Origin of the sequence: Leclercia sp. M50 (genome assembly GCF_037150775.1) — a bacterium.
Lineage (GTDB): Bacteria > Pseudomonadota > Gammaproteobacteria > Enterobacterales > Enterobacteriaceae > Enterobacter.
On the sequence record NZ_JBBCPK010000105.1, the window covers coordinates 1 to 12,624 of the forward strand.

General features: G+C 60.2%; 12 protein-coding genes. 6 read left to right on the forward strand and 6 right to left on the reverse strand.

What is annotated here, in order from left to right; all coding sequences use genetic code 11:
• A partial coding sequence (locus tag WFM46_RS19830; protein WP_336998325.1) for a carbonic anhydrase occupies window positions 1-473 on the forward strand: 473 nt, incomplete at its 5' end.
• Between the two features lie 40 nt (window positions 474-513).
• On the opposite strand, the gene WFM46_RS19835 is transcribed toward WFM46_RS19830, so the two are convergent.
• The 6 genes from WFM46_RS19835 to WFM46_RS19860 all read right to left on the reverse strand — a co-directional run bounded on the left by WFM46_RS19835 (window position 514) and on the right by WFM46_RS19860 (window position 6,603).
• Window positions 514-1,680 (reverse strand): cupin, encoded by a 1,167-nt coding sequence (locus tag WFM46_RS19835; RefSeq protein ID WP_336998326.1) that lies wholly within the window; start codon window positions 1,678-1,680, stop codon window positions 514-516.
• Window positions 1,681-1,691: 11 nt separating this feature from the next.
• Complete coding sequence (locus WFM46_RS19840; protein WP_336998327.1) at window positions 1,692-2,480, reverse strand: HpcH/HpaI aldolase family protein; 789 nt, start codon at window positions 2,478-2,480, stop codon at window positions 1,692-1,694.
• Window positions 2,473-3,189 carry an alpha/beta fold hydrolase gene (locus tag WFM46_RS19845; protein ID WP_336998328.1) on the reverse strand — a complete coding sequence of 239 codons (717 nt, stop codon included), beginning with the start codon at window positions 3,187-3,189 and terminating at the stop codon, window positions 2,473-2,475. Before WFM46_RS19845 ends, WFM46_RS19840 begins: the two co-directional genes overlap by 8 nt.
• A gap of 11 nt (window positions 3,190-3,200) precedes the next feature.
• Window positions 3,201-3,965 (reverse strand): SDR family oxidoreductase, encoded by a 765-nt coding sequence (locus tag WFM46_RS19850; protein WP_180209583.1) that lies wholly within the window; start codon window positions 3,963-3,965, stop codon window positions 3,201-3,203.
• Between the two features lie 3 nt (window positions 3,966-3,968).
• Window positions 3,969-5,291, reverse strand: coding sequence for a histidinol dehydrogenase (gene hisD / locus WFM46_RS19855; RefSeq protein ID WP_201304713.1), 1,323 nt, complete (start codon window positions 5,289-5,291; stop codon window positions 3,969-3,971).
• 73 nt (window positions 5,292-5,364) lie between these two features.
• Window positions 5,365-6,603, reverse strand: coding sequence for an MFS transporter (locus WFM46_RS19860; RefSeq protein WP_103179344.1), 1,239 nt, complete (start codon window positions 6,601-6,603; stop codon window positions 5,365-5,367).
• Window positions 6,604-6,933: 330 nt separating this feature from the next.
• Between WFM46_RS19860 and WFM46_RS19865 the strand changes: the two genes are divergently transcribed.
• The 5 genes from WFM46_RS19865 to WFM46_RS19885 form a co-directional block, all read left to right on the forward strand.
• Complete coding sequence (locus WFM46_RS19865) at window positions 6,934-8,004, forward strand: LacI family DNA-binding transcriptional regulator (RefSeq protein ID WP_103823895.1); 1,071 nt, start codon at window positions 6,934-6,936, stop codon at window positions 8,002-8,004.
• Window positions 8,001-8,972, forward strand: a complete 972-nt coding sequence (locus tag WFM46_RS19870; protein WP_114315192.1) for a nuclear transport factor 2 family protein — start codon at window positions 8,001-8,003, stop codon at window positions 8,970-8,972. The genes WFM46_RS19865 and WFM46_RS19870 overlap by 4 nt, the downstream gene beginning before the upstream one ends.
• 130 nt (window positions 8,973-9,102) lie before the next feature.
• A complete protein-coding gene (locus tag WFM46_RS19875; protein ID WP_336998329.1) occupies window positions 9,103-10,242 on the forward strand; it encodes a nuclear transport factor 2 family protein in 1,140 nt (379 codons plus the stop codon).
• Window positions 10,242-11,552, forward strand: a complete 1,311-nt coding sequence (hisD, locus tag WFM46_RS19880) for a histidinol dehydrogenase (RefSeq protein WP_336998330.1) — start codon at window positions 10,242-10,244, stop codon at window positions 11,550-11,552. The genes WFM46_RS19875 and hisD (WFM46_RS19880) overlap by 1 nt, the downstream gene beginning before the upstream one ends.
• 58 nt (window positions 11,553-11,610) lie before the next feature.
• The coding region (locus tag WFM46_RS19885) for an amidase family protein (protein ID WP_336998331.1) at window positions 11,611-12,624 on the forward strand (1,014 nt) is incomplete at its 3' end.

Consider the following 12,624-nt stretch of genomic DNA (forward strand, 5'->3'; position numbering starts at 1 on the left):
GAGATACTGCAACAGGCGAGAGCGGCAAACCGCTGTCTCGATCCGGACGGGTATGTCACGGCGGCGTATCCGCCACCATCGAATATGCGGTGGTCGCCCTGGGCGTGACCGATATCGTGATCTGCGGTCATTCTAACTGTGGCGCGATGAAGGCGATTGCCGACAACGCCAACCTCGAGCCGATGCCTGCCGTCTCTCACTGGCTGCGCTACTCCGATGCGGCGAAAGCGGTGGTGGAAAAGAAAACCTGGGAAACCCCGACCGACAAGGTTAACGCCATGGTGCAGGAGAACGTCTTCGCCCAGCTGAGCAACATCAAAACCCATCCTTCAGTGGCGGTCGGCCTGCGTAACAACGCCATTCGCCTGCACGGCTGGGTGTACGATATCGAAAGCGGCGAAATTCGCGCCCTGGATAAAGAGACGAAAACCTTCGTTTCGCTGTCCGAAAATCCTGGCGTTTACTTCGAGTAACACGCCGCATTCAGGGCGGGCGATCCCGCCCTGATTCCGTTTACGGTAGCGCCTCAAGTTTCAGACCCGCGCGCTTCGCCGTTTCCGGCAGCAGATCCGCCGCCGTGACATACCCGTCCGGATCGAGACAGCGGTTTGCCGCTCTCGCCTGTTGCAGTATCTCTTCATCCCAGTAGACGCGCTTACGCTGATCGCCCTCGGTAGTCAGAATGCACTCCATGTCGCCATCCAACGCGCGATAACGCCGCCAGCTGTTGGCCGGAACCGAAATGACCGAACGCTCAGGGGCGACAATGCTCACCTCTTCGCCCTCTTTATTCCAGGTCACCTCCAGCGTGCCTTTAAAGACCATGATCACCTGCACGTCCGGGCAGAGGTGGCAACCCACCACATGCTCCGCGGCCAGGCGCAGCCACTCAACGGAAAAACCGTGCGGGTTAACGATAGCTGGCGCGGCGTGTTTATCCTGGCTGATACCAAAGCCGATCGCCGGGGCGATCTCGCCGCCGTGGCCGGGCAGGACCGAATCGAGTAACCCCGCCGCCGACCAGCGCCGATCGTCCCCGGTCACCGCCCGCTGGCGCATCTCCTCCACGGAGTAGTGGCGCAGGGCGGCAATCTCTTCTGCAGGCAATGGCGCCAGCAGTCCTGCCGGTTCCGGAAGGGTATCGCCCGCATTCACGTCGATAAGCATGTTGTCTTTGCTCAGATAGAGGCCATACTCGCTGGCCGCGTTCAGAATCGACGGATGCCAGATAATTCCCCCCGTGTTATTTCCCCCAAGTACCGTGTAGACCATGCCGCAGGTCTCTTCTTTACTGACATTGGTAAAGCCGCGGAAGATCCAGGTGGGAATGGAAAGAATAGCCGGGGCGCTGAACTCGGCTTCATTTTCGCCGTTGGCTCCCCAGCGAAAACGCCACGTGCCCTCGTGAATCAAGAACACTTCGGCGGTGAAATGCAGATGCAGGTTATTGGTCACCCCTTTTGGCATCGCCGCGGCGCCGATATTAAAACCGTGCGGCTCCGGGATATTGACCACCTGAGCGGAGGACTGGGTCACGCCCGGGCCAATAAAGGAGTAGTTCTGTTTCAGGTGGGAGCCGGGGAGCTTGCAGTCGATAAACGCAAGATTGCAGGACACCATATCTTCAGGGGCAACCAGACGGCTGCGGGCCAGTTCGGGGCTAATGTGACGTGCTTTCATCTTTTCTCCTGTTAATAACCTGATGCGCCGGTAGTGGGGAGTGCATTGCCCCGCGCCAGGGCGATGGCTTCGCGTGAGGCGCGGCCAAGTTGCATGACATCGTTCGCCGGGGTGACAAACTGGAAACCTTCGCTAATGCGCCGGGCGGCAGCCTCACCCGAGGTGCAAAAGATCCCGGCGATTTTATTCCACTGACGACACCGGCTGACGACCCGCTCGATGGCGGCCAGCATCTCAGGGTGACGGGATTCGGCGCTGGCGCTGCCGGTCAGGGTCAACGACAGATCGTTCGGGCCGATGAAGACCCCATCCAGTCCGTCGGTGGCAAGGATGGCATCCAGGTTCGCCAGCCCGTCCCGGGTTTCGATCATCGCCAGGGTCAATATTTCGTCGTTGGCGTGCTGCGGATAATCCGAGCCACCGTAGAGCAGCCCCCGGGCAGGGCCAAAGGAGCGGTTGCCCAGCGGCGGATAGCGGCAGGCGGCCACAAAACGGCGAGCCTCTTCGGCCGTGGAGATCATCGGGCAGATAATGCCGTAGGCACCCGCATCCAGCATGCGCATGATCTGCGCCGGATCGTTATCCTGCACCCGGACCAGCGGCACCGCCGGGGTAGCGGAGAGGGCCTGCAGCATGGCGAGCGCGCTGGCGAAGTCAATCATGCCGTGCTGAAGATCGACGGTGACCGCATCGAAACCCTGATGGCCGGCGATCTCCGCGCTGTAGCCCGACGGGATGGCCAGCCAGCCGTTAATCATGGCGCTGCCGTCGGGCATTGCCTTGAGTCTGTTTTTACGCATCTAAACACTCCTGGATCCAGTGACGTAGCGGGTGAGCAACCTCATCCGGCGCTTCCAGCAGGGTGAAATGTCCGGATGAGGCGAGGGTGACAAGCGTCGCCTGAGGCGCACTCTCAATAACCCGCTGGTGGTGAGTCGGCGTGCAGATGGGATCGTGCAGGCCGTTGATAACAACGATGGGGCAGGCGAGGGCCGGGAGCGCCCCGCGATTGTCCCGCCGGGTAATGGCGATTTCAGTCTGCGTCGCCAGGGTGTCGGGCCCGCACTCACCGGCCATCTGGCAAATCAGATCGTGCAGGGCGGCATCCTGCGTGCGCGTCGGGGCAACATATTTCGGCCACAGGCTGGCGGAGAGCCAGTTCGCCACACCCTGCTGTCGCGCCACGCGCACCGCCTCGCGTCGGGAAGCCGCATTTTCTGGCGCATCGGCAAGGGGATTGACCGACAGCAGCGCCAGCCCGGCGATACGCTGTGGCGCGTCGGCGACCATCTGCAGGGCCACAATCGCCCCCAGCGAAAAGCCAGCCAGCAGGAAGCGCGGCGGCAGTTCGCGCAGCAGGTTTCGCGAGGCGTCTGCCGCCGACGTCGCGTCGGTCAGCGTAATGCCGATCACGTCAGAGAGATTGAGTCTGTCGAGCAGCGGCTGCCAGAGACGCGCGTTACAGAGCGTGCCGCTAATCAGCACCAGCGGCAGGGCGTGATTATCCACAATCTTACTCCTCAGGTTGCGGTCCAGCCGCCGTCGACCATCAGCGCGCTGCCGGTGATCATCGCTGCGGCGCCGGAAGCCAGGAACACCACCGGACCCATCACATCTTCGACGGTACCGGTGCGTCCGAGCTTGATATTCTCCAGCACGTAGTGGCGAAAGGCGGGGTCGGCCAGCGACGATGCGGTCAGCGCCGTCTCAATAAAGGTCGGGCAGAGGGTATTAACCCGGATCCCCGCCTCGCCAAGCTCCAGCGCCATGGCTTTGGTTAACCCTTCCAGCGCAAATTTCGACGCGCAGTAGACGCTGCGCTTAGGGCCGCCGACATGCCCCATCTGGGAGGAGATGTGGATGATCGAGCCTGCTATTCGCTCCTCACGCATCCGGGCGGCGATCCGCTGGCTGACAAAAAAGGTCGCCCGCAGGTTGATCGCCATCACCGCATCAAAGTTCGCCTCGCTGACCGTCAGAAACGGTTCGTGGCGAGCCAGCCCGGCGCTGTTGACCAGAATGTCGAAGGCGGGCAGGGCTTCGGTGACGGCCTCCACCTGGGCGACATCGGTGATATCCAGCACCACCGGACGCAGCAGCAGCCCGCGTTCGGCGGCGAGGGTGGCAGCCGCATCCAGCGCCTGGCGATCCCTGGCGGCAATCCACACCGCTGCGCCACTCTGCGCCAGGGCGACAGCGCAGGCGAATCCCAGCCCGCGGGAGCCGCCCGTCACCAGGGCCCGCTTTCCCTGCAGGCCGAAGGAGGGCATCTCAGGAAACGCCATGACTTACACCTTCTCTCTGATCGGCGCCGGGGTGGCGTAAGGCACCTCCACCTGGCCGTAGCGGCGGACGCGGATATTGGCCTGCTCAGCATGTCCGGCGAAGCCTTCCAGCAGCGAGAGGCGCGAGCAGTAGCTGCCGATCTCGGCGGTGGCTTCATCGCTGAGGACTTTCTGCCAGGTGCAGGTTTTCATGAATTTCCCCACCCACAGGCCGCCGGTGTAACGCGCCGCTTTTTGCGTGGGCAGCGTGTGGTTGGTGCCGATCACCTTATCGCCATAGGCAACGTTGGTGCGCGGGCCGAGGAACAGGGCGCCGAAGTTAGTCATATTGGCCAGGAACCAGTCGTCCCGGGCGGTCATGACCTGAACATGCTCAGAGGCGATGCGGTCGGCTTCCGCGAGCATCTCTTCGTAGCTGTCGCAGACGATGATCTCCCCATAATCGCGCCACGCCTGGCGGGCGATATCAGCGGTGGGCAGTTTTTCCAGCAGACGATCGATCTCGCGCAGCGTCTCTTTGGCAAGGGCCATCGAGTTGGTCAGCAGAATGGCTGGCGTGGTCACACCATGCTCGGCCTGTCCCAGCAGGTCGGTAGCACACATTTCGGCGTCAACGGTGTCGTCGGCAATGACCAGCGTCTCTGTCGGACCGGCAAAGAGGTCAATCCCGACCCGGCCAAAGAGCTGGCGTTTGGCCTCCGCCACAAAAGCGTTACCAGGCCCGACCAGCATATCGACCGGCGAGAGCGAATCGGTGCCCAGCGCCATCGCGCCGATGGCCTGAATCCCTCCCAGCGCATAAATTTCCGTGGCGCCGGCCATTTTTTGCGCCGCGACGATTGCGGGTGCCGGTTCGCCGCCGAACGGCGGCGCGCAGCTCACGATGCGGGAGCAGCCCGCCACGTTGGCGGTGATAATCGACATATGCGCTGAGGCCAGCAGGGGATATTTCCCGCCCGGGACATAACACCCCACCGCATTGATGGGAATGTTTTTATGCCCGAGAATCACCCCCGGACGGGTTTCAATTTCCAGATCCCGCAGACATTCTTTTTGAGCGCGGGCGAAATTAAAGACCTGCTCCTGCGCAAATTCGATATCGTGAATATCCTGGCGGCTCAATTTATTGATACAGGCATTAATTTCCGCGTCGCTCAGGCGATAATCATGACGGTCATAGCGATCAAACTTAATAGATAATTCGCGGATGGCTTTATTACCGCGTTTTTCAATATCCGCCAGGATTAGCTCTACCGTTTCCCTTATTTGACGCTGCGCATCCTGACGTTCCTGAACCGGTTTACTGGTTTTAAGCATATAAGCCACAATCTCTTCCTCGTATAATTAAGATGACAACTATCCTCCCGGCGGGCCGGGATAAATGTTTGGGTGATAAATATTACTGGTCGCGCGCGGGCGCGAGTGGGGCGTTAAGGGATAATTCCGCAGACGGCGGTGTTTTACGGCTATTCACCCAGCGCACGGAGAGCGGGGTGGCAATGGCCGCGATAACCGACAGGGCAGCAATAAAGAGATAGCCGGACGACAGATTAATGTGCTGCATCATCACGCCCATGATCACCGGCCCGGCAAACATGCCGCAGGAGTAGATGGTCTGGAACAGACCCATGCGCGTGGACTGCTCATCAGAGGTGGTATTGACCACGCTCAGGGACATAAAGGCCGCGAACGCCATCCCGAACGAGAAGCCCGCCAGCGCCTGCAACAGATAAATGACATACATATTGCTGGTGAAGGGGATGCCTAAGGTCGACACCACCTGCAGGACAATGCCCAGCACCGCCGTCTTCATCAGCCCAAGGCGCTGATAAAAGAGGCTGCTGCACAGGGCGATGGCGAGAGCGTAGAAGATCAGATGGATGTTACTCAGCAGGGTTAAGATCCCGGCACGCCCGCCTAACTGCTCGGCATAGATCGGCGTCAGCGTATCGCGGGTAGCAAAAGGCACCAGGATGACGAGGGTCGCCAGAATACCAATCAGCCACACCGAACGATCGGCCAACTGCAGGCGGGCACCGGCGATACAGGCTTTCAGCGTCGGGGCTTTGACCGGATCGTGTACATCCTGGATGCGGGTGGTGAGAAGCAGCGCCACCAGCGCCGAGACGCAGGAGACGAAAAATGCGATGTTGTTCTCAAAATAGTGAATCAACAGACCCCCAATGCAGTTGCCGAGAAACACCCCCAGCGGTCCCGCCAGCGCCAGAAAGGCCACCGCAGCAGGGGCATCTTTGCGGTCAAAATAGCGAATAAAGAGAATGTTGTAGAGCACCCAGGTGGCAGCGGTGACGCCGTCAGCCGCCTTCGCCAGATAGAGGGTGAGGGCGTTAGGCTCCAGCCACGCCAGCGGCCAGGCGATAATCGGCAGGACCAGCGCCCCCTGGATAAAGATTTTTCGACTCTTCACCACATCGGAAACAATCCCCAGTGGAAAGCGGATCAGCAGCGTGGCGAGGCCGCTGGCCCCCATGATGATCCCCATCACCTGCGGCTCCATCCCCTGGTTGATCATCATCGGGGCCAGGAACGCATCAATGCTGTGAATACAGATAAAAAACAACACGCTGATGATAAAAAAGAGCCGGGCTTCGGGGCGGCGTAACAGTGCTCGAAACATGGTTGTGAACCTCTTAAAACGTAATGGGTTAAAACCAGTCAAGTACAACGTTTACCGGCTCAATCCCTTTGGATACTGACCAGGCTGCCCGGTACAATTGACGGTGTGAATATTGCTCTGCATACGTATTCAAAAATTGAAGTTACGAAAAGGTTTCAAATTTGTAAAGGTCGTTTATCACCATTGTGAAAAAAATAATTTAGGCTGTTGCATACGCATGCAAACATGGTGTAAGTATAAAAAGTACCCGCTTCCTGCGGCGCGGTGACAGGGAATAGCCCTGCCACAAGCGCCGATGAGGGGAGTAACAGGGATAAGGAACTCACGGTAATGAAACGTAAGACTTTTACAGCGGTGACCTCTCAACAGGTGGCGCAGCTGGCGGGAGTATCACAATCGGCGGTGTCCCGCACCTTCACGCCGGGGGCGAGCATCTCACCGGCAACGCGTGAGAAGGTGCTCAAGGCGGCGCGTGAGCTGGGCTATCGGCCTAACGCCATCGCCCGCTCGCTTAACACGGCCCGCTCACGGATCATCGGCGTGGTGATCTCCTATTTTGATAACCAGTTTTATCCCCAGGTGCTTGAGGCGCTGGCGCAAAAGCTGGACACCCTTAACTATCACCTGCTGCTGTTTGTCGGCGATCGCGACGGGAATGTTGACCGGATTTTCGACCAGATCATGCAGTATCGGGTAGACGGCATCGTGCTGGCTTCGGTCACCCTGTCGCTTGACCTCTCCCAGGAGTGCCTTGCCGCCGGGATCCCGGTGGTGCTGTTTAACCGCAGCGAAGAGAGCGGAATGGCGTCGAGCGTTAACAGCAATAACGAGGCGGCATCCCGCCAGATTGCCGAATTTTTACTGGCGGCAGGACATAAACGCTTTGCCTACGTAGGTGGGGTGGCGGACTCGTCCGTCAACATCGCCCGTCAGCGCGGGTATTTGCAGGCTTTGCAGGAGCAGGGCATTGACGATGTCCGGGTGGTGAACGGCAATTACGATGCCCAGGAGACGGCCCGTGCGGCCTATGCGCTCTTCTCCGCATCCCCCGCGCCGGACGCCATTTTTGTCGCCAATGACCATATGGCGGTGATCGTCATGGACGTGGCGCGCTACGAGTTTGGCCTGCGCATCCCGGAAGATGTCTCCATTGTGGGATATGACGACATCGGCCCCTCCGGCTGGGCTTCCTATGCATTAACCTCCGCGTCACAGCCCGTCGAGGCGATGGTCAGCGCCACGGTGGAGCTACTGATGAAGCAGATCGACAGCGGTACGATCGAGCCTGAACAAATTACCGTGCCGGGCAAACTGGTGGTACGCCACTCCGCACGCCGACCGCATGCGGGGGCTATCGACGCCGAGGGTTATTACATGTTCCAGACGCAGGAGGACAAATGAGCAGATTGCCGGGCTTCAGCCCTCAGTTCGATTCCATCCAACAGTTTATTCTCACCCTGACGCATGTGGTCTGGGAACAAAAGGATATCGGCCAGCTTGCCGACTTCTACGCTACGCCGGTGGTCTTTATCACCCCGGAAAAACAGCTGACCGATCTGCCACAGTTTATGCGCCTGACCCTGGAGGCGATGCACAGCTTTCCCCAGCGCACCGTGCTGACCGAGGACATTCTGGCGACCGAGAATCCCGGTAATGAGTACTACGCCGCCCAGCGTACCATCGCCTGCATTCGTCATATGGGCGAGGGCTTTTTCGGCGCACCCAGCGGAAAAACCCTCTGGGTGCGCACCTGGGCCGACCGTATCTGTGCCGACGGCGCGGTGCGCCAGGAGTGGCTTTTGCAGGACAGAGCGGCGATTGTCGCTCAGCTCGGACTTAACGTGCAGGAATTTGCGCGCAATCTGGCGGGCATGCAGGAGCAGCTGGGTATTCCCCGGGCGACCGCCGAAACGCTGGACGCCCGCTGGGCGGGTGGCCCGGAGGGGGATGATGTCGAAGGGCCGATTGCCGGGGTAGTGGAGCGCTATCTTACCATGTGGGCGGGCGGCAACAGCGGCACCGTGCCGGGTCTGTATCATCCTGCCGCCACGCTCTATGCGCCGGGCCACTGCAGCGGCACGGGAGAGCAGGAGATTGCCGCGCTACTGTCGGGATACCGCGCCTCCTTTGCCGACAGTGAAGTGCAGCTGCACCACCTTATCGTACGCCGGGACCCTGGCGAGCCGGTGCGCATTTCGCTGCGCTGGTCGCTCCTGACCTGGCACGACGGATATGGCAAGTTTGGCGTGCCGACCCGTAAACCGGTATCGATCACCGGTATCAGTCAGCTTGAATTACGCGATGGTTTAATTATTCGCGAATATCTTGGTATTGATGAATTAGCTATCTGGTCGCAAATTGTGAATTAACCGGAGGTCCGCCTCCGCTATATTTCTTACCTGAACGATTTTAAATCCGCCGCAATAAATATTGCGGCTCCATTCTCCATCCATTCCGGGTGCGGGATCGTATTGTCTGAAAACAGAAGCAGGGGTTTATATGTCTTCAACTGAAGCAACAAATAAAGCACCAGCCGTACCTGAAAAAAATAATAAGCTCACCCGTGATGAACCGGTATTACAGGTTGAGCGTCGCGACTTTATTGATTTAGTGCCGGATAAACGTCCGCGGGCGCAATCATTACGTGGGTTCGATGAGTGTTATACCGATATTGTCGATTATATTGTCCGCTGCACCCATAAAATATGGGATGAACGCGACGTGGGGTTAATTTACACCCACTATACGCACAACTGCGTCTTATATAACGCGCTGGGTACTCTCTATACCCGCGAGCAGGTAGTGCAGGATACGCTGCAACGCCTGGTGGCTTTTCCGGAGCGCCGCGGCATGGCGACCCAGGTGATCTGGAACGGTAACGACGTGGACGGTTTCTACACCTCGCACCTGGTGACCGGCAGCGGGCGCCATACCCAGTTCAGCCACCTCGGCAAACCGACTAACCGAACGTTCGTCACCCGCACCGTGGCCGACTGCATGATCCACGAGAACAAGATCTATCGCGAGTGGGTGGTGAGCGACAACATGTCGCTGATGAAGCAGCTGGGACTGAACACCGATGAAATCGCCTTTAACATGGCGAAAGAGCAGTTCGACAAGGGCTTTCGCGTTACCGACATCGGTGAAAACGGCCGCATGCTAGGGCAGTATCCGCCGGAGATGGTCTGTGATGTCTCCATCGCCCATACCGACACCGAAGAGCAATGCCTGCGCTGGATGCACGAAATCTATAACCGCCGGATGCTCGGCAAGATCAAAGAGGTCTACGCGCCGAACGTTCAGTGGCACGGCCCGCTGATGAAAGAGCTTTACGGCACGGCATCGGTGACGCACCAGACTCTGGCCCTGATCGGCATGATCCCTGACGGCGCCTGGCTGCCGCAGCACATCTGCTCCAACCCGTGCGACGAAGGCGGCACGAAGGTGGCGATACGCTGGATCATCGAGGGTCACCACCTGGGCTACGGCGAGCTGGGTAAACCGACCGGTAAACGTCTGTTCGTGATGGGGATGTCTCACTACCACATTATCAACGGCAAAATTGTCGACGAGTGGGTGCTTTACGATCACCTGGCGCTGCTGGCACAAATCAAACTGGGTCAAATGGAGGAAGCATAATGTCTGTACAGTCAATTGTTGACCAGGTGAGCTGGATCAAACGTCCCCAGGGGCAGGATGCGCAGGCCGATAAATCGTTAACCGACACGGTAGGTGGCATTATTGCGCGGGTAAAGGACGAGGGCGACGCGGCCCTGAGAGATTTCTCGCGGCAGTTTGATAAGGTGGTGCCCGCGCAGTTTGAAGTCACGGCCCAGGAGATTGAGACCGCGCTGCGCGAGATGGACCCACAGACCCGCCGCGACAGCGAGTTTGCCATCGCCCAGGTCAGGCGCTTTGCCGAGGCCCAGCTTGCCACCATGCAGCCGCTGGAGGTGGAAACCCTGCCTGGCGTGCATCTGGGGCACCGCATTATTCCGGTTCAGACGGTAGGGTGTTATGTGCCAGGGGGCCGCTATCCGATCCTCTCCGCGCCGGTGATGTCCATCGTGCCCGCCACGGTTGCCGGGTGCGAGCAGATTATCGCCTGTCTGCCGCCCGCGGCGCACCCGTCGATGATTGCGGTCTGTCACCTGGCCGGGGCGCACCGGATCTTTAAAATTGGCGGTGCTCAGGCGGTGGCGGCCATGGCTTGGGGAACGGAGAGCGTACCGGCGGTGGATAAAATTGTCGGACCGGGCAACGCCTTTGTGAACGAGGCCAAGCGCCAGGTGTTTGGCAAAGTGGGGATTGACGCCCTGGCGGGGCCGAGCGAGATCTTCACCGTCGCCGACGACAGCGCCGATGCGCGCATCATTGCCGCCGATCTGCTGGCGCAGGCCGAGCATGATGTCCACACTCGCGTCGGGCTGGCAACCACCAGCCGGGCGATCGCCGAGGGGGTGCTGTCAGAAATTGAGCGCCAGCTGATGACGCTGCCTACCGCCGCGACCGCGGGCGAAGCCTGGCGTCGTCAGGGTGAAATCGTGGTCTGCGACAGCGAAGAGCAGCTGATCGCCTTTGCGGATCATATGGCGACCGAGCATCTGCAGGTCCATACCCGCGACCCGCACGGCACGGCGGCGAAAATCCGCAATTACGGCTCGCTGTTTATCGGCCAGAACGCCAGCGTGGTCTTCTCGGACAAATGTTGCGGCACTAACCACACCCTGCCAACCATGGCGGCGGCACGTTACACCGGCGGGCTGTGGGTGGGGGCCTACGTCAAGATCTGCACCCATCAGTGGATCGACGAGCAGGGTATCGCGGCGATTGCGGAACCGGCCATTCGCCAGAGCCGTACCGAGGGGATGCAGGGGCACCGTCGCGCCGCGGAGATCCGCCTGCATCCGGAAGCGCTGGATGCCATCACCTCCGGGCTGCGGGACTGATTGCAACGGGAGGTCAGCGTGCTGCGCTGGCCCCCGGCATGACTGTGAAGAGGACAATATGCAAAAGAGTCGGTTGATTCCTCCCCGGGATGCCCCCGAAGAGATAGCCCGGCGGCTGGCGATCATCGCCGGGCAGTCGCAGCTGAACGCAATCCTCGGCATCAACCCGGAGGCGCAGGCCCAGGCGCACCTCTGCCAGTCGCAGCGGCGTCGCGGCCAGACGTTGGGGCCGCTGCACGGCGTGCCGCTGGTGGTCAAAGATAATATCGCCTGCGCCGGACTGCCGGTAACGGCAGGGTGTCAGGCCCTGGCCGCGCTTCGGTCCACAGGGGATGCGCTGGTGGTGCGCCGTCTGCGGGCTGCCGGGGCGATTATTCTGGCCCGGGCCAATATGTCTGAGTTTGCTTTCGACGTCCGCTCCCGCAGCTCGCTTGGCGGCGATGTGCATCACCCGCTGTTTTTGGGCATTACGGCAGGCGGCTCCAGCGGCGGCAGCGCGGCGGCGGTGGCGGCAGGAATGGCGGAGGGGGCGCTGGGTACTGATACCGGCGGCTCGATCCGCATCCCGTGCAGCTATACCGGGCTGGTGGGGTTAAGACCGCGGGTGCGCAGGGGGCAGATGGAGGGCATCGCGCCGCTCTCCCTCAGTAAAGACACGGTGGGGCCGATGGTACATAGCGTGCAGGATGCGGCCCTGCTGCACTGGATTATCCACGGCCAGACGCCACGGACCCTTGAATCCGTTTCGCTGAAAGGGGTGCGTTTTGGGGTGATCCGCAGCCTGGAAGGGAGCGATTCGCACCAGGGAGAGGTATGGCATGCCGCCCTCGCGCAGCTTGCGCGTCACGGCGCAACGCTTACGGAGATCGATCTGCCGATACTGCACGACGTGGAGAGAGCAATCTGCCTGAGCCTGTTCGAATTTCGCGTGGGGTTCGATGCCTGGTTAAAGCAACATCCGGGGGCGCCGACGGATCTGCATACCATTGTGTCATCCGGGCAATTTTTGCCGGAGTTTTTACCGCTCCTGACCCAGATGCTCGCCTGCGACACACTGAAAACCCCGGCGTGG

Coding starts and splice junctions, on each gene's coding strand:
- WFM46_RS19870 (WP_114315192.1), top strand. CDS start 8,001: ATGAGCAGATTGCCGGGCTTCAGCCCTCAGTTCGATTCCATCCAACAG.
- WFM46_RS19835 (WP_336998326.1), bottom strand. CDS start 1,680: ATGAAAGCACGTCACATTAGCCCCGAACTGGCCCGCAGCCGTCTGGTT.
- WFM46_RS19850 (WP_180209583.1), bottom strand. CDS start 3,965: ATGGCGTTTCCTGAGATGCCCTCCTTCGGCCTGCAGGGAAAGCGGGCC.
- WFM46_RS19865 (WP_103823895.1), top strand. CDS start 6,934: ATGAAACGTAAGACTTTTACAGCGGTGACCTCTCAACAGGTGGCGCAG.
- WFM46_RS19840 (WP_336998327.1), bottom strand. CDS start 2,480: ATGCGTAAAAACAGACTCAAGGCAATGCCCGACGGCAGCGCCATGATT.
- hisD (WP_336998330.1), top strand. CDS start 10,242: ATGTCTGTACAGTCAATTGTTGACCAGGTGAGCTGGATCAAACGTCCC.
- WFM46_RS19875 (WP_336998329.1), top strand. CDS start 9,103: ATGTCTTCAACTGAAGCAACAAATAAAGCACCAGCCGTACCTGAAAAA.
- WFM46_RS19860 (WP_103179344.1), bottom strand. CDS start 6,603: ATGTTTCGAGCACTGTTACGCCGCCCCGAAGCCCGGCTCTTTTTTATC.